A 25,320-nucleotide genomic window follows, 5' to 3' on the forward strand; every position below is an offset into this window, starting at 1 on the left:
CCTCTCCGGCCCGGCCGGCATCCCCGCACCCCTGGTGACCCCCGTGCCCAAGGAGCACTGACGATGCGTCTGACCGTCACCGCCGTCGACCCGGAGCAGGGTCAGACCGCGGACATCATGATCGAGGCCGACCCCGAGGCCCCAGCGGGCGAACTCGCCGCGCAACTGCACCGGCGGCTGCGCGGCGGCACCCCGGACACACCGCCCGTCCTGTACCACGGGGCCACCCCGCTCCCCGCCGACCAGTCGATGGCCGCCGCCGCCCTGCGCTCCGGCAGCCTGCTGTCCCTGGACGCTCCCGCACCGGAGGCGGGCCCGGAGCCGGACGGCGTCGTGGAACTGCGCGGCATCGGCGGCACCGACGCCGGGCTGGTGTTCCGGCTGTCGCCCGGCGACTACGAGATCGGCTCCGCCGCGTCCTGCCGCATCCAGCTCCGCGCCGAAGGGCTCGCGAAGACCGCGGCGAGCCTGAAGGTGCACGCCGACGGCACCGCGACCGTACGCTCCGTCGACCAGGACGGCGTCACACGGGACGGCACCGAGGCGCGGGACTGGACGCAATGGCCGCTCGGCGGCGTCCTCACCGTCGGCCCGGCCCTGCTCGAACTGGCCGCGCCCTCCGCGCCCGACGCCGCCCTCCAGCCCTCCGACGACGGCGTGGGCCTCGACTACAACCGGCCGCCCCGGCTGCTGCCCCCGCCCGTCAACAACCGCTTCCAACTCCCCGTACCGCCCGGCAAACCCACTCGCAACAAGCTCCAGCTCATGCTGATCTTCGCACCGTTGATGATGGCCGGCGTCTCGTTCGTCATCTTCAACAACCCCAGGTTCCTGATCTTCGGTGTCCTCTCCCCGGTCGTCGCCCTCATTTCCCAGTTCTCCAACAAGCGCCGCGGCAAGGAGAGTTACGAGGACCAGCTCAAGGAGTACGAGGAGAAGAAGGCCGTCCTGGAACAGGACGTGGACGAGGCGGTGCTCGCCGAACAGCACGCCCGCCGCCTCGCCGCCCCGGACCCGGCGTCGGCCCTCCTGATCGCCACCGGCCCGCGGCAGCGGCTGTGGGAGCGCCGCTGGCGCGACGACGACTTCCTGCTGATGCGGCTCGGCGTCGCCGACCGCCCCGCCTACGTGGAGCTCCAGGACCCCGCCGAGCCGGAACACCGCCGCAGGGTCGACCGCACCACACATGCCGTGCCCGTGACCGTGCCGCTGCGCGCCTCGGGCGTCATGGGCGTCGCCGGAGGCGACACCGCCGAGCCGCTGGTGCGCTGGCTGATCGCCCAGGCCGCCGTCCTGCACAGCCCCTCCGACCTGCGGATCTGCGTACTGTCCGGCACGGGCGGCGCGGACCGCTGGTCCTGGGTGCACTGGCTGCCGCACTGCGCGCCGCTCGGCGAGGACACCATCTCCCTGGTCGGCGCGAGCGCCGAGTCCGTGGGCCGCCGCATCGCCGAACTCACCACCGTGATCGCCGCCCGGCAGGCGGCCGGCGACCGGGCGCCGCGCGGCGGAGCCGTGGGCGAACCCGACGTCCTGGTCGTCCTCGACGGCGCCCGGAGACTGCGCTCCCTGCCCGGCGTCATCCAGATCCTCCGCGACGGGCCGGCCGTCGGCGTGTACGCGCTGTGCGTGGACGACGAGGCCCGGCTCCTGCCCGAGGAGTGCCGCGCCGTGGCCGTGGCCGGGCCGAAGTGGCTGCGCGCCGAGCAGGACAACGCCGACCCCGTCGACGAGGTCCGCATGGACGCGCCGACCCGCTCCTGGTGCGTGGGCGTGGCCCGCGCGCTCGCGCCGATCCGCGACGTGGGCGACGACGCCGACGAGAACCTGCTGCCCGCCTCCGCCCGGCTCCTCGACGTACTCGGTCTCGAACCGCCCACCCCCGACGCCGTCGCCGCACGCTGGGTGATCGCCGCCCGCAGCACCCGCGCCGTGCTCGGCGAGGGCGTGGACGGTCCGTTCGCCGTCGACCTGGCCGCCGACGGGCCGCACGGCCTGATCGCGGGTACCACCGGATCCGGCAAGTCCGAACTGCTCCAGTCCCTGGTGGCGAGCCTCGCCGTCGCCAACCGGCCGGACGAGCTGAACTTCGTCCTCGTCGACTACAAGGGCGGCAGCGCCTTCGCCGAGTGCGAGGACCTGCCGCACACCGTCGGCATGGTCACCGACCTGGACACCCACCTCGTGGGGCGGGCCCTGGTGTCCCTCGGCGCCGAACTCAAGCGACGCGAGCACATCCTCGCCGAGGCCGGGGCCAAGGACATCGACGACTACACCGACAAGCGCACCCGCCGTCCCGAACTCGCCCCCATGGCCCGGCTCGTCCTCGTCATCGACGAGTTCGCGTCGATGGTGCGAGAACTCCCCGACTTCGTCTCCGGACTCGTCAACATCGCCCAGCGGGGCCGCTCCCTCGGCATTCACCTGATCCTCGCCACCCAGCGGCCCTCCGGCGCCGTCACCGCCGACATCCGCGCCAACACCAACCTGCGGATCGCGCTGCGCACCACCGACACCAGCGAGAGCCGCGACATCATCGACGCCCCCGACTCCGGGCAGCTCTCCCCCCGCACCCCTGGCCGCGCCCACGCCAGGCTCGGCCACGCGGCGCTGCTGCCGTTCCAGACCGGCCGGATCGGCGGCCGCCGCCTCGACGCCTCGGACACGGACGAGGACCGCCCGGCGCCGGTGCTCACCGAACTCCACTGGGAGGCCCTCGGCGCCCCGATACCCAGGCCGGACACCCAGGAGGACACCTTCCAGCCGGTCACCGACCTGTCGGTCCTGGTCGACGCGGTACGCGACGCGGCCACCCGGCTCTCCGTACCGCCCGCCCGCCGCCCCTGGCTGCCCCCGCTGCCCGACACCCTCACGCTCGCCGACCTGCCCACGCCCCCAGAGGCGGCCGAGGGCGGCCGGCTCGCCCCGGTGGCGTACGGCCTCGTGGACGTACCCACCGAGCAGGCACAGCGTCAACTGGCTTTCGACCCCGATGAGATGGGACATCTGTACATCGTCGGCTCGCCGCGCAGCGGCCGGTCCCAGACGCTGCGCACCCTCGCCGCCGCTCTCACCGGCGCGCACGGCTGCGCCGACGTCCACCTGTACGGACTCGACTGCGGCAACGGAGCCCTCCAGGCCCTCAGTGGACTGCCGCACTGCGGTGCCGTGGTGGACCGGGGTCAGGTCGAGCGGGTGGCCCGCCTCCTGAACCGCCTGGTCGCCGAGGTCGGGCGGCGCCGTGAACTCCTCGGCAGGCGGGGCGTCGCCGACCTCACCGAGCTGCGCCGTGCCCTGCCCGAGGCGGAGCGGCCCCCGCACATCCTGCTGCTCGTCGACCGGTTCGAGGCGTTCGAGCGGGACTTCGCCAACTACGACCAGGGCACCCTGATGGACGCCATGACCCTTCTGATGCGCGAGGGTGCGAGCGTCGGCGTGCATCTGGTCCTGTCCGGCGACCGCATCCTCGGCCAGAGCCGGTTCTCGGCCTCCACCGAGGACAAGCTGGTCCTGCGCCTCAACGACCGCTCCGACTACTCCATGGTGGGCCTCAACGCCCGCAATGTCCCAGAGGACCTCCCGGCCGGCCGCGGTGTCCTCGCCAAGGACATCAATAGCGCACAGGTCGCGTTGATCCCCGGCACCGACGGCACCGACGCCACCGGCGCGGGCCAGGCCCAGGCACTCGACGCACTCGCCGAACGGGTCGGGGAACGGGACGCCGACGTGCCCGCCGAGCGCAGGCCGTTCCGCGTGGACGTCCTGCCCGACGAGCTGGACTTCGCGGACGCCCTGGCCCGCAAGCCGCACCTCGTCTCCCCGCTGTGGGCGATGATCGGCGTCGGCGGAGACGAACTCGCCGCCATCGGCACCGACTTGTCACAGGTGCCGTCCTTCGTGGTCGCCGGCCCGCCGAGGTCGGGCCGCAGCACGGTGCTGCTCACCATGGCGAAGTCGCTGACCGATTCCGGCACGAAGATCGTGGTGATCGCGCCGCGCAATTCGCCGCTGCGCGGCCTCGCCGGACAGCCCGGCGTCGTGGAGGTCTTCACCGACACAGACGTCGCGATCGCCGACTTCCGCGCCGCACTCGGCAGGGTGGACAGCCCCGCCGGAGCCATCCTCGTCGACGACGCGGAAATGATGATCAACTCCGAGCTCGACACCGACTTCGTCGCGCTCGCCCGGGGCAGCGCCGGGGACGGCTGGGGCCTGATCGTGGCCGGCAACAACGAGGCACTGCTCGGCGGCATCGGCGGCTGGCAGGCCGCCGTACGCCGCAACCGGTGCGGAGCCCTGCTCGCGCCCCGCCTGATGGGCGACGGCGAACTCGTCGGCGCCCGTCTGCCACGCGGCCTGATGGGCCAGGACAGCGAACCCGGCCGCGCCCATCTGCAGCTCGGCGACGGCCGCTTCACCACGGTCCGCGTGCCCGCGACGACGGTGGACTGACCGGCAGTACGGCGTACCGCACCACGTCGCACCGCACCACGGAGCAGGGCCGGAAGGCCTCCGCTCCCCTCCGGCCACCGGGGGGAGCGGAGGTCTTCCGGCCTTCGGCACACACGAAGAAGAGGGCCCAGCCGTTCCTCACAGGAACGGCCGGGCCCTGTGCGGGGCCGACGTCGGTCAGGTGGCCGCCGCGCCGGCGGTCACCGGCGCCTCCTCACCGAAGGCGAACGTCGAGGTGATGGCGTCGAAGAGGTCGCACAGCGGCTCGGCGAGCGGAATGTTCGGGCTGAAGCAGGTGATGATCAGGACCCGCTCACCACCGGGAACCGGCACGAACGTGTGCGTCACCACCATCTTGTACGAGATGCCGTCGGCGATCTCCGTCTCCTCGATGCCGGTCATCCGGCCGACCGGACCGACACCCGGCAGCGTCGCCGTCGTGAGGGTCCGGGTGGTGCCCTCGCGGCGGCGGCCCCCGGTGGCCGAGAACTGTTCGGCGATGCCCTTGGCGGAGAAGTCCTCACCGGGCGGCGGATTCACGCTGAACACCATGAGCCCGGCCACCAGCAGGCCGTCCTCGTACATGGCGGTGGTGCCCGCCGCATAGACGGCGCCGCGCATGCGGGCACCCTCCATGATGCGCCGCGCGCTGCGGAACGTGTGGTTGATGGCGTCTCGGGTCTCCTTCTGCGGAGCGTGCCGCAGCATCTCGGCGCGGCGCTCGGCGAGCGTGTCGCCGTGCAGGTCGTACTCCGTCCAGTTCTCCGGGATGGCGATCCCGAAGGTGTGCGAACCAGCGGTCATGGGACCGTTCTCCTCAGTTCGTTTCGGGCCGGGCCCGAGTCGGGCCAGGCGGACAGGGGGAAGCGATGAGGCCGTCGTCCTAGGACGACGGCCGGGCGGCACCCCCGGCGGGTGTCGCGTCGCCGCCACCGCCCTGGCTGCCGCTTTCCTTGAGCGAAGAGCCCATCTTGGTGTCGAATTCGGCGAAGGCCTTCACGATGGCATCGCAGCCGTCCTTGAGGTCCTTGCTGTTCCGCTTGACCTGCACGCGCCCGTCCTTCCACGCGTCGTCGAAGTCCGTGCCGGGGCGCACCAGTGGCGGGCCGACGTCCTCGGGGTTGTAGCCCGACGGCCGGGTGTCGATGAGATCCACCACCCGGCCCAGCAGCTCACCGAGACGTTGCACCTCGTCTCCCGGCATCTCGATCTCGGCCAAGGCTCCTCCCTCGTACGCGTCGTCAGGTGGGCGTGTCCCGCCCCGCTCCAGGAACGACCGTGGACGCGGGACGGTTCAACGACCCGCCGGATCAAGGGCATACGGGAGTCGGAGAGGTACGGGACCGGGCCTCGGGGACGGTCACGCGGACTTGCGGACGAGATCTCCGTCGGGCGATACGGCGAACCACTCGCCGTCCAGGCCCTGCCCGTTGACGTCACCGGGTGTCATGTCGCCGACGTAGTAGTACAGCGGCCAGTCCCCGTACGTGACGTGCACGGCACCCCCCGACTGCTTCGCCTCGCGCAGCAGCGACTTCTTGACGCCCTTGCCCGCGTCGGCGGGGGAAGGGCTGGTCAGCGCGGGCCACACGGCGATGCACTCCGCGTCGCAGTTGCTGGTGGCCTCCTTGTCCTTGGTGAAGGCGTACAGGGTGCGGCCCTGGCCGTCGACCAGGATGGAGCCGAGCCCGACGTCCGCCACGGTGACCTCGGTGCCGGGCGCCGCCTCGACCGGTTTCCTGTCCGCGCCGGTGTCGCCGTCGCTCCCGGTACCGCAGGCGACAAGTCCCAGGGCCAGCGGGATCGCGAACAGAGCCTTGCGTGCGCGCATGGTGATGACCTCTCTCGTACGTCGTGAAAAGCGGCGGGGTGAGTTCCCCGTGGCCCACACGTGCCTCCCGCCGTACGGGTTCAGCGAGCGCCACTCCGTCTGCCGACGCCCCGAATCGCGGACGACGTTGAACCGTTCGTGCCGTCCGTCCGTTGGTCGACGCGAAGGGCCCTGGAAGCCCAACTCCCGGAAGGACGAAAGACATGCGCAGGCTCACTGTCGCGGCGGGCGTCGCCGTGCTCCTCGCCGGTCTCACCGGTTTCGCCGGTACGGCCCCGGCGTCGGCCGAGAACGGCCCAGGCCCCGGGGGATCCGATGGCGCCCGGGTCTCGACGGCCGCCGCCGAAGCGGCGCGGGCACCGGCCGTCTCCCTGATCGCCCGGCTCACCGGTGACCAGGCAGCGCGGAAGAAGGACGGGCCCGCCGAGGGCGCCCAGGACGGCAAGGCCGTCGCGCTCATCAAGGTCAAGGGCGACCGCGTCACCTTCGCCCTCACCTGGAACGGCATCGGCAGGCCGACGCGCGGCCATCTCCACCAGGGCCAGGCCGGCAGCGACGGCGGGGTGAAGGCCGAGCTGTTCGGCACGGCCATGCCCGCCTCGGTGAATTCCGCCGCCGGCCAGACCTCGATGTCCTCCGCCGCGTTCGCCCGGCGGCTGCGCACCAACCCCGGCGGCTTCTACATCGACCTGCACTCCGAGGAGTCCCCCGGCGGCACGGTGCGCGGACAGCTCCGGCTCCTGGAGAAGCCGGTGAACCCGCTCAGCATCATCAGGGGCGGCAAGTTGCGCGCGCTCGCGGACGGCGGCCAGGAGATCCCGGCCGACGCCCCCGGCAAGGCGGGCGACCCGGACGGGCACAGCACCACGTTCCTGCACCCGAGGCCGGACCGCGTCGACTACTCCATGGCCTGGGTGAACATCGGGGCGCCGCTGGCCGGACACATCCACGAAGGCGTGCTCGGCGAGAACGGCGACGTACGGCTCCCGCTGTTCGTCACTCCCGTACCGAAGAACATCTTCGCGATCTCCGGGAGCGTCGGCACCCCCGACGCCGAGCTGATCGCACGCCTCAAGGGGAGCCCGACCACCTTCTACTCGAACGTGCACACCCGGGAGTTCCCCGACGGCGCCGTACGAGGGCAGTTGTTCCGCTGACGTTCACCGACAAGGGGCTGACGGAGGTTTCGCGAGTGGCTTGTGGGCAACCTTGATTGCCCCGGCCCCTGGTGACACCCTGCATCCGTGCGGATCAAGCTGCCCTTCCCCAACTCCCCTCTGTTCTGGGGGATACTGCCCGTGACGCTCGGGCTGATCGTGATCCTGGGCGTCATGACGTTCGGCGCCGACAGGGCCGCCACGGTGTCCGGCGCACCCGCCGACGACAAGTACATGGACATCGGGACCGTTGTGCCGACCCGGGCGCCCGCGGCCGGACCCGACGCGTCCACCGGCTCGTACACCGTCGACTGCGGCCGCAACGAACAGGGCCACTACAACATGGACAACGTCGTGACCTCCCCGGGCGTCGTGAACGGCGCCCACCACACCCACGACTACGTCGGCAATCTCTCCACCAACGCCTTGTCCACCGACCGGACTCTGGCCGCCGCCGAGACCACCTGTGCGGGCGGCGACCGGTCCACGTACTACTGGCCGGTGCTGCGCCGCCTCGACCGCACCGGCGAGGCCCACAAGGCCGGCGTCGGCGCCCACGGCAACACCGGCGAGGCCGTCACCGCCTCCTCGGTGCGGGTGGAGTTCCGCGGCAACCCGGCCAGCTCGGTCGTCGGCATGCCCCGCTTCCTGCGGCTGGTGACGGGCGACCCGGTCGCGGCCACCACGGAGAGCGCGAATGTCCGTGCGCAGTGGGGCTGTTCCGGCTACCCGGACCGGTTCTCCCGGAACTACGTACGCTGCCCGCAGGGCAGCGGACCGACCCGCACCCTGGACTTCCCGAGCTGCTGGAACGGCCTCGCCACCGACAGCCCCGACCACCGCGCCCACGCACAGTTCCCCGCCGCCGACGGCACCTGCCCGCGGGCCACGTTCCCCGTGCCGCAACTGCGCGTCACCCTCACCTATGAACTTCCGGAGGGCACGCCGTTCGCCGTCGACTCCTTCCCGGAGCAGCTGCGCGATCCGATCACCGACCACGCGATGTTCGTGAACGTGATGACCGGGGACCGCATGGCGGAGCTGGTGCGCTGCATCAACGGGGACCGGCAGTGCAAGGCGGGGTGACCAGGACCCCTCGCACGCCCCCGACCGGCCTGTGATTCAGCTCACATCCACCGGGGATTGAACCGGCCCGGCCCGCCGTCCGTGTTCAGCGCATCGGCCCAGGAGAGGACGGAGAAGATGGATGGCGGCATTGTGGTCCCGCAGCCGGCAGAGACAGGACACCGGTGACGAGGCACTGATCCGGTCCCTCTACGAGGAACACGGCAGAGCCCTGCTCGCGTACGCGCAACGCCTGACCGGCGATCGCAGCGCCGCCGAGGACGTGGTCCAGGAAACCCTGATCCGGGCCTGGAAACACCCGGACGCGCTGGTCAACGGCAAGGGCTCGGTACGTGGCTGGCTGCTCACCGTGGCCCGCAACATCGTCACGGACCGGTACCGGGCCAAGGCCGCGCGCCCCACGGAGGTCGCCGAGTCGGTGACCACCCAGCCCGTCGAGCAGGACCACGCGGACGCCGTGGTCGACTCGATGGTCGTCATGGAGGCGCTCGACCGGCTCTCCCCGGACCACCGGGACGTGCTCATGGAAATCTACTTCCAGGGCAGGAGCGTCGCCGAGGCGGCGAACAGGCTCGGGATACCACCCGGGACGGTCAAGTCCCGGTCACACTATGCGTTGAAGGCCCTGCGGGACATGTACGCGGACAGACCGAAGGCAGTGAAGCTGGTGGCGTTGAAGGGGGTGGCGGTGTGAGCACCAGGGAACACGACAGCGAACTGCTCGGCGCCTATGTCCTCGGCGCGCTCGATGAGCAGGAGGTGCGAACCGTCGACGAACACATGGCGTCGTGCCAGAAGTGCCGCGACGAACTGGACGGGCTGCGGGACATGGAGTCCGCGCTCGGCGAAGTACCGCCGGAGGCGTTCCTCGACGGGCCCCCGGAAGGCGGTGACCTGCTGCTCCAGCGCACGCTGAGGCAGGTCCGCAACGAACGCGCCGGGCAGACGCTGCGGCGAAGAGCGGTCCTGGGCGCGGTCGCGGCGGTCGCGGCGGCAGCCGTCCTCGGCGGCGGCGTCCTGATCGGCCAGAACACCGGCGAACGTGCCCCGGTGGCGATCCCCCCGGCCCCCTCGGTCGCGGCGACCGTGCCACCGGCGCAGTCGGCCGGCATGAAGGTTGTCGAGGGCCGCAGCGCCTCGACCGGCAGCGAGATGAGGCTCCGGGTGACCCCTGCCGTCGACTGGATCCGCCTCAACGCCTCGGTCACGGGCATTCCGGCGGGCGAGCGCTGCCGCGTGGTGGTCGTGGCGAAGGACGGCAGCCGCGAGATCGCGGGCAGCTGGCTCGTCGCCGATGAGAAGAAGGGCGCCAACCTCGACGGCTCGGCAGCCGTCCCCATGGACGACGTGCGGAAGGTCGTGATCGAGAACGACAAGGGCAAGGAGTACGTGTCCGTGAAGGTCTGAACCCCCGGGTCGGTACGCGGTACGCGCCTCCATGATGTTGTTGACGGTGATGGCACGGATCCGGACGCGGACCGTGACCCGCCCGACGTGAGGTGCGGGGCCTTCCGAAGAGGGAGTTGAGGTCCTAACAAAGGCGTTGGACATGTCTGTGGGTGATCAGGCAGGTCGCCAGGCCGAGGAATGCTCCGTGGATGTCGTCACGTCGTTCCCAGCGAATGCGGAGCCGGCGGAAGCCGGGGGTCCAGGCGGTTGGGTCGGCCGCGCGGTGAGGTGCTCGCCGCGGGCGAGTCCTGTTCCGCGCGGCCTTCCGCCGAACCGGACATGACGGTTTCCCAGTCATCCGGCTCTCCAGTGATTACGGCGTGAGTGATTTGGCCGGCTGAACCGCCGACTTGTATGGGGGTATCGGCACGCTGAGGCTGATCCCTTGGAGTGGACACCCTGACAATGGATCTTGATGGTCCAGTTAGCGCGCAAGCCGGGCTCGGTCGAGAGCGGGCTCAGCGAAAGGCGCCTGACGGGTGAAAACCCAGATCAGGCGCCTTTTTCGTGCGTCTAGAAGAAGCCCAGCTTCTTCGGCGAGTACGACACGAGGAGGTTCTTCGTCTGTTGGTAGTGCTCCAGCATCATCTTGTGGTTCTCCCGGCCGATCCCGGACTGCTTGTACCCGCCGAACGCCGCGTGCGCCGGGTACGCGTGGTAGCAGTTCGTCCAGACCCGGCCCGCCTGGATGGCGCGGCCGGCCCGGTAGGCGGTGTTGATGTCACGCGTCCAAACGCCGGCCCCGAGGCCGTAAAGGGTGTCGTTCGCGGTTCTCACCGCGTCGTCGAAGTCGGAGAAGGATGTGACCGCCACGACCGGGCCGAAGATCTCCTCCTGGAAGACCCGCATCCGGTTGTCGCCCTCGAAGACGGTGGGCTGGACGTAGTAGCCGCCCGCCAGCTCTCCGTCGTACTCGATCCGCTGACCGCCCGTGAGAACCTTCGCGCCCTCCTGTTGGCCGATGTCCAGGTACGAGAGGATCTTCTGCAACTGGTCGTTGGAGGCCTGGGCGCCGATCATCGTGTCCGTGTCCAGCGGATGTCCGGCCACGATCCGTTCGGTGCGGGCGACGCCCGCTTCCAGGAACTCGCCGTACAGCCCGCGCTGGATCAGCGCGCGCGACGGACAGGTGCAGACCTCGCCCTGGTTGAGGGCGAACATGGTGAAGCCTTCGAGCGCCTTGTCGCGGAAGTCGTCGTCAGCGTTCCACACGTCGTCGAAGAAGATGTTGGGAGACTTGCCGCCGAGCTCCAGCGTCACCGGCTTGATGTTCTCGGAGGCGTACTGCATGATCAGCCGCCCCGTCGTCGTCTCACCGGTGAAGGCGATCTTCGCGACGCGCGGGCTGGAGGCGAGGGGCTTGCCGGCCTCGGCCCCGAAGCCGTTCACGATGTTGACGACGCCCGGCGGCAGCAGGTCGGCTACCAGTTTCAGCCATACGTGGATGGAGGCCGGGGTCTGTTCGGCCGGTTTGAGGACCACTGCGTTGCCCGCCGCGAGCGCCGGTGCGAGCTTCCACGTCGCCATCAGGATCGGGAAGTTCCACGGGATGATCTGCGCGACGACGCCGAGCGGCTCATGGAAGTGGTACGCGACCGTGTCGTCGTCGATCTCGCTGAGCGAGCCCTCCTGGGCGCGCAACGCACCGGCGAAGTATCGGAAGTGGTCGATGGCCAGCGGAATGTCGGCGGCCAGGGTCTCCCGCACCGGCTTGCCGTTGTCCCAGCTCTCGGCAACCGAGAGTTCCTCCAGATGGGCCTCCATCCGGTCGGCGATCCTGTTGAGCAGCGCCGCGCGGTCGCCTGCCGATGTGGCGCCCCAGGCGGGCGCCGCGGCATGTGCCGCGTCCAGAGCGAGTTCGACGTCCTCGGCCGTGCCGCGGGCGATCTCGGTGAAGGGGCGGCCGTTGACGGGGCTGGGGTTCTCGAAGTACTGGCCACGGGTGGGCGGCACGTACGCGCCGCCGATCCAGTGGTCGTAGCGGGACTCGTACGAGACGATGGCGCCCTCGGTACCAGGCGCTGCGTAGCGGGTCATCTCTGTGGCCTCCCGGGTACGGAGCCGCCCGCCGTTGGACGGCCCTCGGCGTGAGGGTAGGCAAAGGTACGTTGCAACCCTGTTGCGAGGGGCGAGGGGCGAGGGGCGAGGGGCTAGCTCTGCTCGGCGTCGAGCGCGCGGGCCCTGGCGAGGAGGGCCGGGCGCTGCCCCGCGGGAACGGCCGCGGCGAGTGCCCGCCAGACCGGGAGATCGTCCTCGCCCCAGGGGCTGTACGCCCAGTCGGCCAGCAGCCCCGGGTCGCCGCGCGCGATGAGCGCCGCACGCAACTGCTCTTCGAGCCGACGCCGCAGACGGATGACGGACGGTGCCTGCGAGGCGGGCAGCAGCGGCCCCGTGTAGGCGCCCAGTGCTGAGGCCACCGCGCCCGAGGCCAGTCGGCGCGCCACCGTGTCGAAGTCCGCGTCGACCTGAGCGGCGAGGCGGTAGGGGCGGGAGAGCAGGAGTTCCGGGCCGAGTAGCCGCCGCAGCCTGGAGAGCTCGGCCCGCAGGGTCACCGGGGTCACCGACTCGTCCTCGTACAGTTCGATGAGGAGTTCGTCGCCGCCGAGGCCCTCAGGATGACAGGCCAGCGTCGCCAGGATCTCGCTGTGCCGCCTGCTGAGCCGGATCCTGCGGCCCCCCGCCACCAGCAGTGCCTCGTCCCGGCCGAGCGCGCTGAGCCGCACGGTCCCGCCGGCCGGCGCGGGGGCCAGCAGTGCGAGCTGCGTCTCGGCCGCGCGGGCCACCGCCTGCACGAACGCCAGGCTGTGCGGATGTGCGAGCCGGTCCCCGCCGGTGATGTCCACGGCGCCCAGGACCCGTCCCGTGTGCGGGTCGTGCAGCGGCGCCGCCGCGCAGGTCCACTGCTGGACCGGCCGCAGGAAGTGCTCGGCGGCGAAGACCTGCACCGGACGGTCCACGGCGATGGCCGTCCCCGGCGCGTTCGTTCCCGCCACCGACTCGGCCCAGCGGGACCCCTCCACGAAGTTCATCCGGTCGGCGGCCCGCCGGGTCGCCGCGGGCCCCTCGACCCACAGCAATCTGCCGTGCGCGTCGCACACCGCGAGCAGATGCTCCCCTTCCGCCGCGTAGGTACCCATCAGCTCACGGATCAACGGCATGGCGGGGGCCAGGGGATGCCCTTCCCGGTACGGCCCGAGGTCGTCCGGACCCAGCTCGACCAGAGCCGCACCGTCCGGGCTGACCCTGGCCCGCGCCGAGCGCCGCCACGACTCACCGACGACTGGGCGGACCGGCTGTTCCAGCCGCCCCGCCGTGGTGAACACCTCGTGAGCGTGCCGCAGTTGGCCGATCCGTTCACCGGGGTCCGTATCGGCAGCCAGTGCCACCCAGGGGTCCTGCAACTCACCCTCCCGTCAGGGGCGTCGTGAACACCCATGGTCGTCGCCGCCGGGCGCGGCGACAACCGCGGCGCACAGCGCAATCGGGCAGGGCGGTGAAGGCGTGTCAGGTCACCGAGTACAGATTCACGAGGCGGATGTATCGCACCCAGTCCCACTCCGGGCCGGGATCGGTGTGGTCGGTCCCGGGGACCTGGGCGTGGGCGAGGATGTGCGAGCGGTCCTTCGGGATGTTGTAGCGGTCGCACACCGATGCGGTCAGCAGGGCCGACTTCTCGTACATGGCGTTGGTGAAGTACGAGGGCCGGTCCACCCACCCCTCGTGCTCGATGCCGATGCTGCGTGTGTTGTAGTCCCAGTTGCCCGCGTGCCAGGCGATGTTCTTCTCCCGGACGCACTGGGCGACGTAGCCGTCGGCCGAGCGCACCACATAGTGCGCCGAAACCTGCTTCGCCGGATTCTGGAAGATCCCGATCGTGTCCGGATACGTCTCCTGGGTGACATGGATGATCACGTACTGGACCGGATAGGCCGAAGGGCGGTTCGACGCTGTGTAGTTGGAGGTGGAGGCGGGCGTCCAGTGGGCAGACGGATAGTCCGTGTCGCCCGCGGTCGTGGCGGCCATGGCACGGGTGGAGGCCGGGATCAGCGCGGCGGCCGCCGTCGTGGCGACGCCCTGGAGAATCCTTCTGCGGTGCATGAACACTCCTGTGGGGGGGAAGGGTTGAGGTCTGTTCGGTCAGGGGCTGGACAGCAGGGTCGCGGTTTCCCGCAGATGGCGGTGGAGCCCGCGATGAGGTTCACCCGAGGGCAGCCATTCCTTTCGGATTTTCGCCACGCAGGTGTAGTTGGTGTCGCACACATTGGCCAGTGGGGCCTCACCTGCCTGGCTCACCAGCTGGTAGGCGTCGAGTTCGGACAGGCCGTAGTCGCGTGCCAGCCATTGCACCAGGTCCAACTGCGAGATCCGGAAGGCGTCTTCGAGCGGGCGCGCCGAGCCGGTCGACATCAGATGGGTTTCGGACTCGATGCGGGGCCACGGAGTGCCGACCCCCTTCAGCAGCTCGACGAGGACCACTGTGTTCATCGCGCACTCCACGGCGACACCGCAGGTCTCTCCCTCGCCCTGGCGGGCATGGCCGTCCCCCAGGCTCAGCAGCGCACCCTCGACATTGACGCCCAGATAGCAGGTGACGCCCGCCCGACAGCGACATCCAGGTGGAACTGCCGATGGATCCGATGCACGGCACGGTCGGGGTGGCGCCCACCCGTTGCGGATGCCGGCGCAGCAGCACCACCAGTACAACGATCCCGGTCAGCATCCAGACACCGACGACCGGACCGGCGTACGAGACCGGAGCGCTGAGTTCGGAGACGAAGTCGAAGGCCGGGATTCCGGCCACGGACAGCGGCAGACTGCCGCCCGCGAACGCGGCTCCGGCCGGAATCGAGGCGGCGACGGCCGCGGCGGGTGGCATCGCCGTGATGCTCTGGAAGAGGACGTCGCGCAGCCCGATGGCATCGCGTAACAGTCCGCTGCTGGAATCCCCCGACATCCCGCGCTCCCTCTGTGTCCGATGACCGGAAGGTGTTGTCCGGTGTGCGGCCGAGCGTCTCGCGGGCCCTACCGTACGGGCGCCGAGCGGGTGGCGGAAGACGGCGGGAACCGGAATCGGCGGCATGGAAGCGGGGGTACGCCGGAATGTACGCGACCCCGCCCAGGCCGACGACCGTTCTCTTGCGGAGCACCCACGGCACACCCGAGGGCGAGGGTCCGGTGAGTTCCTCGTGCGAGGGGGGCGTCTCCGGGTCGCGCCGGGCGGAGATCGGGCTGCCGGAGCCGTGCGGGAGCTTCACCCGGTGCAGCCGGCCGCCCTGTCCGTCGGACAGAGCGCGACGACCGACGGTGGCGGAGGCACCGGCCGCCCCGCCTGCCGTCGGTCTTCCGGCGGGCTGCACGAACGGGCCCTCAGTCCTCCGGCCCGCCCGAGCCACCCAGCGCGGCCGCCGGATCGTCGTCCGCCGGACCCGCCGGAACCCAGCGCTCGCCCTCCTTGCGGTACGGCCACCAGCGCCCGTCCCGCCCGTACCGCAGCTGCACGCCACCGTCCACGTCCGTCCAGCGGTTGCCCGTCGACCGCAGCCGGGGCCGCTCGCCCTCCTCCCACGCCTCGGCGAGCCGGGCTCGCGCCCTGGCCAGGGCCTCCGTATCGGGTGTCCACTCCTCTTCGAGTACCGCGAGGGCGGCCACCCCGCCGTACCGCCAGGCCCGCACCGCCGCGTCGAGCTCGCTCGGACGCCGTCCGGAACCGCTGATCAGCCGCTTCGTGATCGAGGGTTCGGGCAGGGCCTCCGCGACCAGCCGTACGGCATCCTGCTGCGGCGTCAGCACGGCAGGCAGCGGCTGTTGTTCATGGCCGGGGGAGAGCGCCTCGGCCAGCATCCGGTGGGCGCGCGCCGCCCCGTCCGTCGCCAGCATCTCCAGTGCCGTGGGATCGACGCCGTCCTGCGGCTCGGTCTCCGTGTCCAGCGACGGCGCCGGGCCGGGCTCCGCGGGCAGCGACGGAGGGGAGGGCAACGGGGGCAGGATGTCCCGGGCCGCGAAAGCCTCGTCCGCCCGGACCCCCCGGCCGTCGGCGCCTGTTGCCGCAACGGATCCGTCGGCGGGATCGGCCGGGCCGGAGGCGTCGTGCCCCGCGGCGCGGGCCGCGATGCGGATCTGGAGTTCGTCCAGGAGCCGCCGCTCACCGCGCCCCCGCATCAGCAGCAGCACGAACGGATCCTGGTCCAGCAGCCGCGCCACCTGATAGCACAGCGCGGCGGTGTGCGGGCAGTGGTCCCATGCGTCGCAGGTGCACTCCGGGTCCAGATCACCGATCCCGGGCAGCAGTTCCACCCCGGCCGCCGCCGCGTCCTCCACCAGGTGCGGCGGCATCTCCCGGTCCAGCAGCGCCGCGATGTGCCCGGCCCGCTCGACGGCCATGCCGAGGAGCCGCTCCCAGTCCGCCTCGCTCAGCTCCTGGAGCAGCACATCGCTGCGGTACGTGGACGAGTCCCCGTCCCGGACCACCGCGGTGATCCGGCCGGGCCGCACGGAGACCGCGCCCACCCGGCCCTCGCGGGCGAATCTGCGTCCCCTCTTGAGCTGTTGGCCGTCGAGCGCGGTGTCCTCCAGGGCCTTCAGCCAGGCCCGGCCCCACCAGGACTCGGCGAAGCCGCGGCCGTGCGCGGGCGGCAGCGCGGCGAAGGTACGTTCCTGCCCCGCGGCAGGGATGTCCCGGTCGTCGTTCTCGTATTCGCCGCCGCCGTAGCGGTCGCCGTCGTGTCCGTCACTCATCGTGTGCCCCCTCGCAGCTCCACCAGATCGGCCAGTTCCGCATCGGTCAGTTCGGTCAGCGCCGCCTCGCCGGAGCCGAGCACCGCGTCCGCCAGGCCCTGCTTACGGGCCAGCATGCCGGCGATCCGGTCCTCGATGGTGCCCTCGGCGATCAGTCGGTGCACCTGCACCGGCTGGGTCTGTCCGATCCGGTACGCGCGGTCGGTGGCCTGCGCCTCGACGGCCGGGTTCCACCAACGGTCGAAGTGCACGACATGGCCGGCCCGGGTGAGGTTGAGCCCGGTGCCGGCTGCCTTCAACGACAGCAGGAAGACCGGGGCCTCGCCCGCCTGGAAGCGGTTGACCATCGCCTCGCGCTCCCCGACGGGTGTTCCGCCGTGCAGGAACTGCGTGCGCACCCCGCGCGCCGCCAGATGCTGTTCGAGCAGCCGGGCCATCTGCACGTACTGCGTGAACACGAGCACGCTCGCCTCCTCCGCCAGGATCGTGTCGAGCAGCTCGTCCAGCAGCTCCACCTTTCCCGAACGGTTCTCGATCCGCGGCTCGTTCTCCTTGAGGTACTGCGCCGGGTGGTTGCAGATCTGCTTCAGCGCCGTCAGCAGCTTGACGACCAGGCCCCGCCGGGCGAAGCCGTCCGCGCCGGAGATCGCGGCCAGCGTCTCGCGCACCACCGCTTCGTACAGTCCTGTCTGTTCCGCCGTCAGCGAGACCGTGCGGTCCGTCTCCGTCTTCGGCGGCAGCTCCGGCGCGATCCCGGGGTCGGACTTGCGCCGCCGCAGCAGGAACGGCCGCACCAGCGCGGCCAGCCGCTCGGCAGCCGCCGGGTCACCGCCCTCCGCGGTCCGCGCGTATCGGGTACGGAAGGTGCCGAGCCGGCCCAGCAGACCCGGCGTCGTCCAGTCGAGGATCGCCCACAGCTCGGAGAGATTGTTCTCCACCGGAGTTCCGGTGAGCGCGACCCGGGCCTGTGCGCCGATCGTCCGCAGCTGTCTTGCCGTCGCCGAGTACGGGTTCTTCACGTGCTGTGCCTCGTCGGCGACCACCATGCCCCACCGGATCTCCGCGAGCTTCGCCGCGTCGAGCCGCATGGTGCCGTACGTGGTGAGGACGAACTCGCCGTCCGCCAGGCCGGCCAGGCTGCGCGATCCGCCGTGGAAGCGGCGTACCGGTGTGCCCGGCGCGAACTTCTCGATCTCCCGCTGCCAGTTCCCCATGAGAGACGTCGGGCAGACCACCAGCGTCGGCCCGGCGGCCGATTCGACGGTCTGGCGGTGCAGATGCAGAGCGATGAGCGTGATGGTCTTGCCGAGACCCATGTCGTCGGCGAGGCAGCCGCCGAGGCCGAGCGAGGTCATGGTGTGCAGCCAGTTCAGACCGCGCAGCTGATAGTCGCGCAGCGTGGCGGCGAGGGCCTCGGGCGGGCCGACCGGCTGTGGCCCGCCCTGCTGCCCGGCCGCCTCCGGGTCGGCCAGCCGGCGCCGCAGCCGCTCCAGCCAGCCGGTGGCCCGGACCTCGACCCGGTGCCCGCCGACCTCGGTGGAACCGGTCAGGACCGCACCCAGCGCGTCGATCGGCGTGACCTTGCGGTCCTGGGTCTCCCGGGCTCGCCGAGCCTCCTCGGGGTCGATCAGCACCCACTGGTCCCGCAGCCGCACCACCGGCCGGTTGGCCTCGGCGAGACGGTCGAGCTCGGCGCGGCTGAGCTTCTGATCACCCAGTGCGAACCACCAGTTGAACGCCAGCAGCGCGTCCGCGGACAGGAGCGGCGGCGCCTCGGAGCCGGTGCGCACCACCCCGTCGCGTTCCTCGCCCTCCGCGTCGTCGGGCGGGCCGATCACGGCGCGGGCGGTGAGCTTGCGGGCCAGCTGCTTGGGCCAGTGCACCTGGACCCCCGTCGCGGCCAGGGCTCGTCCGGCGGGGCCGAGGAGGTCGGCGAGCTCGTCGTCGGCCGGCTCCACGGAGTCGGGCACCGCGGCGGACAGCAGCGGGGACAGCGGAGGCCAGGCCCGCGCGGCCCGCCGGAGCGCCAGCAGGGCATCCATCCGGGCGCGCGGTCCGAAGGCCGCAGCGGTGGGCGCACCGCCCGACCAGACCTCGGCGGCGTCGGCGACCAGCGTCGGATCACTGACGCTGTGGATCTGCAGGACGGCCCGGAACGAAGGGCCGGCGGACCGCTCTTCGTCCTCGTCCGGCACGGTGAGCCCGGACACCTCAACCCGGAGCGAGAGCCGGACGCCCGCGTCGTGGCCGGCCGCGACATCGGTGGCCCAGGCGCGATGACCGGGCAAATGCTGCGGCTCATCGGCGGTGAAGGCCGGGCCGCCGCCGGCGAAAGATGCGGCGGGGGTGCGGGGCAGGCCGTCCGCCACCGCGTCGAGGAACGCGCGCAGCAGCTGCTCGGGTTCGGGCAGCAGCACGGGCTGCGCGGCTCCGTCGAGCGGCACGGCGTGGGCCAGGGGCGGCATCGAGGCCGCGAGTGTCCGGATCCGTGACTGGTCGTCGGGGGTCAGCGGACCGGCCCGCCAGGCGTCGTGGTCCGTCGCGCTCAGCCCCGGCAGCAACAGGCCCCGGGCGGCGAGTTGGAGGGCGAGGAGGGCGGCCGCTCCCCAGAATTCGGCCGCGTCGGAAGCGTGCGCCGAGGCCCGCGCACGCGTCAGCACCGGCAGCGCGTCCCGGATCGTCAGCAACCGTGCCGGTACGGCGTACGCCTGTGCGTCGGCGCCGACGACGGTCAGTTCCGCCACCGATCCGGGACCGTCGGGCGGGCTGCTGCCGTCCGGATGCCAGAAGGAGACCCGGCCGGTACGGGAGGGATCCCCGGGCAGGAAGACCACGGAGCAGGAGGAGAGTGCGGAGATCTCGGAGAGCGTTGCCGCAGGGAGTCTTTGCACAGTGATGCCGAATTCCTCAAATTTGACTAGTGGGGTTGTCGGGTCGCCGAGGGTACCCCACGGGTACCCGCACTCATGAGCGGAATCGCTGTGATGCGAGCCACATTCCGATCCGGAGGGGTGCCCGAGCACTCCTCGGCCAGGAGCCTGCCGCGGTGCTGAGTGGTGACAGCACCCCCACCGGGGGAGGGGGTTTACCCCCCGGATGGCCCGGGTGTTGGCGCCATGGTCGCCCCGTATCGGGTCCCCGTACTTTTCAACAGGTCAACGCCGCTTTCCAGAGACCGGAGACGTCATGCCCCAGGCCATAGCCACCACAGCGGAAGGCACCCGCGACGGTGGGGAAAGTGCTGTAGCGGGAGGTGCGGCAGGCGCCGCGGGCACCGGAGGCACCGGCACCGGTCAGGCTCAGGGAAGCGACTTCGCGCCCTTGCTGCGGACAGTGAAGGGGCAGGGCCTCCTGGAGCGACGGACCGGGTGGTACGCAGTGGGCATCGCTGTCGACCTGGCCGCCCTGGGCGCCGTGATCACCGGCATGTTCCTCCTCGGCAACACCTGGTGGACCCTGCTGCTCGCGCTGCCGCTGGCCGTTTTCTGGTCCCGTATCGCGTTCGTCGGGCACGACGCCGGACACGCCCAGATAACCGGCAACCGCAGGACGGGGCGGGCCATCGGCCTTGTGCACGCCAACCTGCTGCTCGGCATGAACGAGGCGTGGTGGAACGACAAGCACGCCCGCCACCACGCCAATCCCAATCACATCGACAAGGACCCGGACGTCGGCGTGGGCGCCCTCGTCTGGACCCAGAAGCAGGCGGCCCAGCGCGAGGGCTTCGCCCGTTGGCTCACCCGCAACCAGGCCCGCCTCTTCTTCCCGATGCTGCTCCTCGAAGGCATCGCGCTGAAGATCTCCGGCTTCCAGTACCTGCGACAGCAGCCCGCCCGGGAACGAGCCCTCTCGGCGCTCCTCCTCGTCGCCCACCTGGGCCTCTACGCAACACTGCTGCTCACCGTCCTGTCGCCGGGCAAGGCCGTCGTCTTCGCGCTCGTTCACCACGCGCTGTTCGGGCTCCACCTGGGCATGGCCTTCGCGCCGAACCACAAGGGCATGGAGATGCCGGACCCCGACGGCGACCGCTGGGGCCACCTCCAGCGCCAGGTGCTCACCTCGCGCAACGTACGCGGCGGAATCCTCACCGACTGGTTCCTCGGCGGCCTCAACTACCAGATCGAGCACCACCTCTTCCCGAGCATGCCACGCCCTCATCTGCGCCTGGCACAGCCCATGGTGCGCGCCCACTGCCAGGCACTGGGCATGCCGTACACGGAGACCGGACTGATCGAGTCCTACCGGCAGGCACTGCGGCACATGCACGAGGTCGGCGAACCCCTGAGGTGAGTCATCGGCCCGCCGGAACAGATGGACACGCACGCGCGTTCTCAGAGCAGATGCGGCTTCTGGCCGCGAAGGAGGCATGGGCCATGTCGAACAGCGCGAAGATCGCCATCGGCGGAGTGGTCGCAGCGGTCATCCTGATGCCGTTCATCGGTTTCTGGCTGTCGCTGCTGGTTCTGGTCGGCGTGCCGGCGATCGCGTATCTGATGCTGGACCCCGGCCAGCGGCGCCGGCTCCGCAGGATCACCCGCAAGGAAATAGGCCGCTGAGCGAGGGCTCCGCACTGTGCGGGGCGGTGGCTGCGGTCCGCGGTCGGCATCGGGGCGCGTGCGGTCCGCAGGAGTGGCCGGACGGCGGGGTCCGACCGCGCACGCGACCGCCGAGCCCGGAGCCCGGCTCAGGCCGGCCGTACCGCGAGCGCGTCCAGAGCCTTCAGCAGACGGGGCAGCTCGGCGCCGCGCCCGACCGGCAGCACTTCGCCCGGCTCCTCGTCCAGCAGGACGAACGCGATGTCGTCGGTCCGGGCGACCAGGGACCAGCCGGGGCCGTCGGCACGCAGCATCCGGGCGTCTCCCGCGGCGAAGGAGGACCGGACGCGGCCGGGTGGCGGCGGGGCGTCGATGTACCCCTGAGCCTGCGCGAGCGCCCGCCGCACACCGCGGTGCACTCCGGAGGAGGCACCCGCGGCCGGGGCCTCGGTGCCGGCTTCGGACTCGGCGACGGTTTCGGACCCGGTCTCGACGTCCACCTCGACCTCAACCTCAAGCTCTGCCTCAGGCTCAGGTTCGGGCCCGGATTCGGCGGTGGCCTCGGCCGCGGGAGCCGAGCCGGCGGCCCCGGCCTCCGGCTCGGCTCCCGGGTCGGCCTCGGCGGGGCCCGCTCCGGGCGGGGCGGTGAAGGCCGTCGCGTCGTCGATCTGCTCGCGCCAAGCGGTCCACTGGTGCGCTATCTCGTCCGCTCCCATCCGCCGCTGGGCCGGACCCCACGCGTCCGTGTCCGGCGGTGCCAGCGGCGCCGGAGCGGTGCCCTCGGCCTCCGGGTCCGGCAGCGGATCGTGCGGCGCGGCCACGCCCGGAGCGGCGACCGCCACCGGGAGGGGCCAGCCGGGCAGCGCGCAGACCACCGAGCGGTCGTCGGGGGAGAGGTCGTACTCCATGCCGCAGTCCCAGGCCGCGATCGCGACGGCGACCAGCGACACGTCGTCGACGACGACGGTCCATCGCGCACCGCTGCCGTCCTGGCCGAGCACCAGCCCGTATCCCTCGGCGCAGGGTTCGACCGCGAGCGCCGCGCACGCGGCCGGGTAGTCGTCTCCGAGAACGCTGGGGAACTGTGCCGGTGTCAGCAGCACCGCGGTCAGCACATACAGTGCGTCGTCGTCGGCGACTGTGTCGTTCGGCGCGGCCACGGCACCCTCCTCGTCCGTCATCGTCTTCCGTCGGCGCACCTTAACGAGTGAGTAACCCACTCGTCGAGGCCCTGACAAGGGAAGACAGCTGAGCTGTGGGGCGACGGACGGCGCTGCTCAATCGGAGGGGAGACCGAGCAGCGCGCGGGCCACTGTCTGCGGCGACTCGCCCCGCTCGCGGGCCAGTGCGATGACGGCCCGGCAGGCCAGCTCGCTGACGCCGAAGGAGAGCGCCTCGGGCGACACCCAGCCGCTCGCCTCGTCGATCCGTGCTTGATCCTCCTCCGCGGACGCCGCGACGAAAGTGGCAGCAGCCTCGAAGAGATTGTGCTGCTTGCGCCGGCCCTCCTTGGCAGGCGCCGTGGGCCGGTCCCCCTTGCGGTCGGGGGTGACAACCTTCCGCAGGCCGCCGATTATGTCGATCATGGGGACCGCCTTCCCGAGGAGCTGTGCGTGCGTGACGTGCCGGTTCCTGCTTGTGGTGTTCCCCGCCGACGTAGAGTTGGACCTTCGGCGGATACAAGGGGGGCAAGTGCGGTGAAGCGGTACGACAGGCTGAAGGAGATTCAGCGTCTCGATCCGGAGCGGGACTTTCTTCGAATCTACCGGATCACGGCAACCTATGAGTTCCCCTGGGACATCACCCGCGCTCTCGAACTGGCCCTCTACCGCACCTACGCCGTTCCCAGCATTGGCCGACTCCTGTCACGGACGGCCCAGTTGACGGAGCGTTCGCAGAAGCGCTACGACGACACCGCACTGCTCCTCGACACGGTTCTGGAGCACGGCTTCGACAGCGGCACGGGGCGTACGGCTCTCCGCCGGATCAATCAGATGCACCGCAGTTACGACATCAGCAACGACGACATGCGCTATGTGCTGTGCACTTTCGTCGTCACCCCGAAGCGCTGGCTGGACAGATATGGCTGGCGCCGGCTCTCCGCCCACGAATTGAGGGCCTGCGCCGCCTACTACCGGACCCTGGGCGCACACATGGGAATCAAGGAACTGCCCCTCACGTACGAGGACTTCGAGCGAACCCTCGACACGTACGAGGCCGAACACTTCGCCTGGGACGAAGGGGGACGCCGCGTCTCCGACGCCACCTTGGACCTGATGGGCTCCTGGTATCCGAGCCCCCTGGCGCCCGTCGCGCGCAAGGCCGCCCTCGCGCTGCTCGACGATTCCTTGCTGCGGGCCTTCCGGTACGAACGCCCCGGCCCCGTGGCCCGCGGTCTCACGCACGGCGCTCTGCGGCTGAGGGCGCGGGCGGTACGACTCCTGCCGCCGCGTTCCACCCCGCACTACGCCCGGCAGAACCCGGAGATCAAGGGCTACCCGGACGGCTACGAGGTCTCCGGGCTGGGGACGTTCCCGGTCCCGGGCGTCCGAGGCTGCCCGGTTCCGCACGACCGGCGCTCCGAGACGCCGGTGGAGTGAGCACGAGGGGACGGGGTGGGCGGTTCAGGGCGTCCGTACGGCGAGGGCGAGGAAGCGGTCGTCCTCATCGGTGTACGAATCGAGCCGCCAGCCCGAACACGCCAGCAGCGGGCGGAGGTTGTGCTCGGCCCGCAGATCGTCTTCCGTGATCCGGCGGCCGTGGCGTGCCGCCAGGGCCGCCCGCCCGACGGGGTGGAAGAGCGCCAGCCGTCCGCCCGGCCGGACCACCCGTGCCAGCTCCGCCAGGTCGGGGCCGGGGTGCGGGAGATGGGAGATCAGCCCGGCCGCGAAGACCGCGTCGAGGGCCCGCGACCGCAGAGGCAGCCGGGCGGCATCGGCGAGGAGCAGCACCCCCTCGCGGTCGCGCCCCGCCCGTACCGCGGCCTCCAGCATCGCCGGCGTCAGGTCCGCACCCAGGACCGTGCCCCGCGGCCCGACGGCTGCCCGCAGAGCGGGAAGCGCCCGCCCCGTGCCGCAGCCGATGTCGAGCACCGCGTCACCCGGGCGCAGCGAGAGGGAGTCGGCGGCGGCTTCGTAGGCGGGCCCGTCGTCGGGGAAACGGGTGTCCCAGCCCGCGGCTCGCGCGGTGAAGAATTCCTGGACGTGTCTGTGGTCGTCGGCCATACGGACATGGTCGCGCATGACGTGCCCGTCGGCAGGCTCGCCGTTCGGCCCACGAGGCGGTCGACTCTTGCGCGAGCACTCCGAGGCGTGTCCGGGCAATCGCCGCCCGGCCCGCGCGGGCCCCGACTCCCCGCCCCGAGGGAACGGAGGGGGCGAAAGGGCCCGCGCGGATTGCGCGTGTACGTCTTCCCGTCAGACGTTGACGCCGTAGTCGGACGCGATGCCCGCCAGGCCCGAGGCGTAACCCTGGCCGACCGCGCGGAACTTCCACTCCGCACCGTGCCGGTACAGCTCGCCGAAGACCATGGCGGTCTCCGTCGAGGCGTCCTCGCTGAGGTCGTATCGGGCCAGTTCGACGTTGTTGGCGCGGTTCACCACGCGGATGAACGCGTTGCGGACCTGACCGAAGCTCTGTCCGCGGCTCTGTGCGTCGTGAATGGAGACCGGGAACACGATCTTGGCCACATCCGCCGGGACCGCCGACAGATCCACATTGATGGACTCGTCGTCGCCCTCGCCCTCACCGGTCAGGTTGTCGCCGGTGTGCTGAACCGAACCGTCCGGGCTCGTGAGGTTGTTGTAGAAGACGAAGTGCAGGTCGGACAGGACCTTGCCCGCGTTCGAGCACAGCAGTGCGCTCGCGTCCAGGTCGTGGTCCGCGCCCGTCGTCGTCCGTACGTCCCAGCCCAGGCCGACCGTCACTGCGGTCAGGCCGGGTGCCTCCTTCGACAAGGAGACGTTGCCGCCCTTGGCCAGGGTCACACCCATGAAACATCCTCCATCGATCCAGTGGTCCAGCGATTCGGTGAACGGCGCCGCTTCGGCCGTCACCGGGTCAACGACGGCGTCGT

21 protein-coding genes and 2 pseudogenes are annotated in these 25,320 nt (G+C 71.3%); 9 read left to right on the forward strand and 14 right to left on the reverse strand.

Translation table 11 applies throughout. The features are described from left to right. Positions 1 to 63 precede the first annotated feature (63 nt). Positions 64 to 4,452: an FtsK/SpoIIIE domain-containing protein gene (locus IE107_RS15800; RefSeq protein ID WP_189544392.1), complete on the forward strand. Its 4,389-nt coding sequence runs from the start codon at positions 64 to 66 to the stop codon at positions 4,450 to 4,452. Between the two features lie 177 nt (positions 4,453 to 4,629). Here the strand turns inward: IE107_RS15800 and IE107_RS15805 are convergent, their stop codons facing one another. The 3 genes from IE107_RS15805 to IE107_RS15815 all read right to left on the reverse strand — a co-directional run bounded on the left by IE107_RS15805 (position 4,630) and on the right by IE107_RS15815 (position 6,283). Next, positions 4,630 to 5,256 (reverse strand): hypothetical protein, encoded by a 627-nt coding sequence (locus IE107_RS15805; RefSeq protein ID WP_189544393.1) that lies wholly within the window; start codon positions 5,254 to 5,256, stop codon positions 4,630 to 4,632. A gap of 79 nt (positions 5,257 to 5,335) precedes the next feature. Continuing rightward, positions 5,336 to 5,671 (reverse strand): hypothetical protein, encoded by a 336-nt coding sequence (locus tag IE107_RS15810; protein WP_189544394.1) that lies wholly within the window; start codon positions 5,669 to 5,671, stop codon positions 5,336 to 5,338. A gap of 141 nt (positions 5,672 to 5,812) precedes the next feature. Further along, positions 5,813 to 6,283, reverse strand: coding sequence for a COG4315 family predicted lipoprotein (locus IE107_RS15815; protein WP_189544395.1), 471 nt, complete (start codon positions 6,281 to 6,283; stop codon positions 5,813 to 5,815). A gap of 203 nt (positions 6,284 to 6,486) precedes the next feature. Here IE107_RS15815 and IE107_RS15820 point away from each other — a divergent pair, with 203 nt between their 5' ends. The 4 genes from IE107_RS15820 (at position 6,487) to IE107_RS15835 (ending at position 9,933) form a co-directional block, all read left to right on the forward strand. Next, positions 6,487 to 7,440 carry a CHRD domain-containing protein gene (locus tag IE107_RS15820; RefSeq protein WP_189544396.1) on the forward strand — a complete coding sequence of 318 codons (954 nt, stop codon included), beginning with the start codon at positions 6,487 to 6,489 and terminating at the stop codon, positions 7,438 to 7,440. 87 nt (positions 7,441 to 7,527) lie between these two features. Beyond that, a complete protein-coding gene (locus IE107_RS15825) occupies positions 7,528 to 8,526 on the forward strand; it encodes a DUF1996 domain-containing protein (protein ID WP_229866973.1) in 999 nt (332 codons plus the stop codon). A 121-nt stretch (positions 8,527 to 8,647) separates the two neighbouring features. Beyond that, positions 8,648 to 9,220 (forward strand): sigma-70 family RNA polymerase sigma factor, encoded by a 573-nt coding sequence (locus tag IE107_RS15830; protein WP_189544397.1) that lies wholly within the window; start codon positions 8,648 to 8,650, stop codon positions 9,218 to 9,220. Beyond that, positions 9,217 to 9,933: a zf-HC2 domain-containing protein gene (locus tag IE107_RS15835; RefSeq protein ID WP_189544398.1), complete on the forward strand. Its 717-nt coding sequence runs from the start codon at positions 9,217 to 9,219 to the stop codon at positions 9,931 to 9,933. The genes IE107_RS15830 and IE107_RS15835 overlap by 4 nt, the downstream gene beginning before the upstream one ends. Positions 9,934 to 10,057: 124 nt before the next feature. On the opposite strand, the pseudogene IE107_RS15840 reads toward IE107_RS15835, so the two are convergent. The 5 genes and pseudogenes from IE107_RS15840 to IE107_RS15860 form a co-directional block, all read right to left on the reverse strand. Next, positions 10,058 to 10,180: pseudogene (locus IE107_RS15840) on the reverse strand (IS5/IS1182 family transposase); the annotation flags it as partial. Positions 10,181 to 10,488: 308 nt separating this feature from the next. Continuing rightward, complete coding sequence (gene exaC, locus IE107_RS15845; RefSeq protein ID WP_189544399.1) at positions 10,489 to 12,012, reverse strand: acetaldehyde dehydrogenase ExaC; 1,524 nt, start codon at positions 12,010 to 12,012, stop codon at positions 10,489 to 10,491. A gap of 113 nt (positions 12,013 to 12,125) precedes the next feature. Continuing rightward, the gene (locus tag IE107_RS15850) at positions 12,126 to 13,376 is read right to left on the reverse strand and encodes a GAF domain-containing protein (protein ID WP_189544400.1); all 1,251 of its coding nucleotides are present in this window, start codon (positions 13,374 to 13,376) and stop codon (positions 12,126 to 12,128) included. Between the two features lie 103 nt (positions 13,377 to 13,479). Then, the gene (locus IE107_RS15855) at positions 13,480 to 14,073 is read right to left on the reverse strand and encodes an N-acetylmuramoyl-L-alanine amidase (protein WP_189544401.1); all 594 of its coding nucleotides are present in this window, start codon (positions 14,071 to 14,073) and stop codon (positions 13,480 to 13,482) included. Positions 14,074 to 14,112: 39 nt separating this feature from the next. Beyond that, positions 14,113 to 14,577: pseudogene (locus tag IE107_RS15860) on the reverse strand (acetamidase/formamidase family protein); the annotation flags it as partial. Positions 14,578 to 14,603: 26 nt separating this feature from the next. Between IE107_RS15860 and IE107_RS15865 the strand changes: the two are divergent. Then, positions 14,604 to 14,954: a hypothetical protein gene (locus IE107_RS15865; RefSeq protein WP_189544530.1), complete on the forward strand. Its 351-nt coding sequence runs from the start codon at positions 14,604 to 14,606 to the stop codon at positions 14,952 to 14,954. 388 nt (positions 14,955 to 15,342) lie between these two features. Here the strand turns inward: IE107_RS15865 and IE107_RS15870 are convergent, their stop codons facing one another. Then, the gene (locus tag IE107_RS15870) at positions 15,343 to 16,710 is read right to left on the reverse strand and encodes an SWIM zinc finger family protein (protein WP_189544402.1); all 1,368 of its coding nucleotides are present in this window, start codon (positions 16,708 to 16,710) and stop codon (positions 15,343 to 15,345) included. Then, positions 16,707 to 19,601: an SCO1167/SCO6262 family helicase gene (locus IE107_RS15875; protein ID WP_189544403.1), complete on the reverse strand. Its 2,895-nt coding sequence runs from the start codon at positions 19,599 to 19,601 to the stop codon at positions 16,707 to 16,709. Before IE107_RS15875 ends, IE107_RS15870 begins: the two co-directional genes overlap by 4 nt. A gap of 295 nt (positions 19,602 to 19,896) precedes the next feature. Between IE107_RS15875 and IE107_RS15880 the strand changes: the two genes are divergently transcribed. Both IE107_RS15880 and IE107_RS15885 read left to right on the forward strand, forming a co-directional pair. Beyond that, entirely contained in the window at positions 19,897 to 21,000 is a 1,104-nt protein-coding gene (locus tag IE107_RS15880) for a fatty acid desaturase family protein (protein ID WP_189544404.1), read from the forward strand. A gap of 83 nt (positions 21,001 to 21,083) precedes the next feature. Beyond that, positions 21,084 to 21,266, forward strand: coding sequence for a tail-anchor membrane protein (locus IE107_RS15885; protein ID WP_189544405.1), 183 nt, complete (start codon positions 21,084 to 21,086; stop codon positions 21,264 to 21,266). A gap of 128 nt (positions 21,267 to 21,394) precedes the next feature. Here IE107_RS15885 and IE107_RS15890 read toward each other — a convergent pair whose 3' ends face one another. Together IE107_RS15890 and IE107_RS15895 are read right to left on the reverse strand one after the other, a co-directional pair. Continuing rightward, positions 21,395 to 22,426: a hypothetical protein gene (locus IE107_RS15890; protein WP_189544406.1), complete on the reverse strand. Its 1,032-nt coding sequence runs from the start codon at positions 22,424 to 22,426 to the stop codon at positions 21,395 to 21,397. 96 nt (positions 22,427 to 22,522) lie between these two features. Continuing rightward, positions 22,523 to 22,831 (reverse strand): hypothetical protein, encoded by a 309-nt coding sequence (locus tag IE107_RS15895; protein ID WP_189544407.1) that lies wholly within the window; start codon positions 22,829 to 22,831, stop codon positions 22,523 to 22,525. A 111-nt stretch (positions 22,832 to 22,942) separates the two neighbouring features. Here IE107_RS15895 and IE107_RS15900 point away from each other — a divergent pair, with 111 nt between their 5' ends. Then, on the forward strand, positions 22,943 to 23,845 hold the full coding sequence (locus tag IE107_RS15900; RefSeq protein WP_189544408.1) for an oxygenase MpaB family protein: 903 nt from the start codon (positions 22,943 to 22,945) through the stop codon (positions 23,843 to 23,845). 24 nt (positions 23,846 to 23,869) lie between these two features. Here IE107_RS15900 and IE107_RS15905 read toward each other — a convergent pair whose 3' ends face one another. Next, positions 23,870 to 24,469 (reverse strand): class I SAM-dependent methyltransferase, encoded by a 600-nt coding sequence (locus IE107_RS15905; RefSeq protein WP_189544409.1) that lies wholly within the window; start codon positions 24,467 to 24,469, stop codon positions 23,870 to 23,872. Between the two features lie 192 nt (positions 24,470 to 24,661). After that, positions 24,662 to 25,237, reverse strand: a complete 576-nt coding sequence (locus tag IE107_RS15910; protein WP_189544410.1) for a TerD family protein — start codon at positions 25,235 to 25,237, stop codon at positions 24,662 to 24,664. Positions 25,238 to 25,320 lie beyond the last annotated feature (83 nt).

Source organism: Streptomyces gelaticus (assembly GCF_014649535.1).
Classification (GTDB): domain Bacteria; phylum Actinomycetota; class Actinomycetes; order Streptomycetales; family Streptomycetaceae; genus Streptomyces; species Streptomyces gelaticus.

Coding starts and splice junctions, on each gene's coding strand:
- IE107_RS15800 (WP_189544392.1), top strand. CDS start 64: ATGCGTCTGACCGTCACCGCCGTCGACCCGGAGCAGGGTCAGACCGCG.
- IE107_RS15805 (WP_189544393.1), bottom strand. CDS start 5,256: ATGACCGCTGGTTCGCACACCTTCGGGATCGCCATCCCGGAGAACTGG.
- IE107_RS15815 (WP_189544395.1), bottom strand. CDS start 6,283: ATGCGCGCACGCAAGGCTCTGTTCGCGATCCCGCTGGCCCTGGGACTT.
- IE107_RS15820 (WP_189544396.1), top strand. CDS start 6,487: ATGCGCAGGCTCACTGTCGCGGCGGGCGTCGCCGTGCTCCTCGCCGGT.
- IE107_RS15830 (WP_189544397.1), top strand. CDS start 8,648: ATGGCGGCATTGTGGTCCCGCAGCCGGCAGAGACAGGACACCGGTGAC.
- exaC (WP_189544399.1), bottom strand. CDS start 12,012: ATGACCCGCTACGCAGCGCCTGGTACCGAGGGCGCCATCGTCTCGTAC.
- IE107_RS15855 (WP_189544401.1), bottom strand. CDS start 14,073: ATGCACCGCAGAAGGATTCTCCAGGGCGTCGCCACGACGGCGGCCGCC.
- IE107_RS15865 (WP_189544530.1), top strand. CDS start 14,604: ATGGATCCGATGCACGGCACGGTCGGGGTGGCGCCCACCCGTTGCGGA.
- IE107_RS15870 (WP_189544402.1), bottom strand. CDS start 16,710: ATGAGTGACGGACACGACGGCGACCGCTACGGCGGCGGCGAATACGAG.
- IE107_RS15880 (WP_189544404.1), top strand. CDS start 19,897: ATGCCCCAGGCCATAGCCACCACAGCGGAAGGCACCCGCGACGGTGGG.
- IE107_RS15885 (WP_189544405.1), top strand. CDS start 21,084: ATGTCGAACAGCGCGAAGATCGCCATCGGCGGAGTGGTCGCAGCGGTC.
- IE107_RS15890 (WP_189544406.1), bottom strand. CDS start 22,426: ATGACGGACGAGGAGGGTGCCGTGGCCGCGCCGAACGACACAGTCGCC.
- IE107_RS15895 (WP_189544407.1), bottom strand. CDS start 22,831: ATGATCGACATAATCGGCGGCCTGCGGAAGGTTGTCACCCCCGACCGC.
- IE107_RS15905 (WP_189544409.1), bottom strand. CDS start 24,469: ATGGCCGACGACCACAGACACGTCCAGGAATTCTTCACCGCGCGAGCC.
- IE107_RS15910 (WP_189544410.1), bottom strand. CDS start 25,237: ATGGGTGTGACCCTGGCCAAGGGCGGCAACGTCTCCTTGTCGAAGGAG.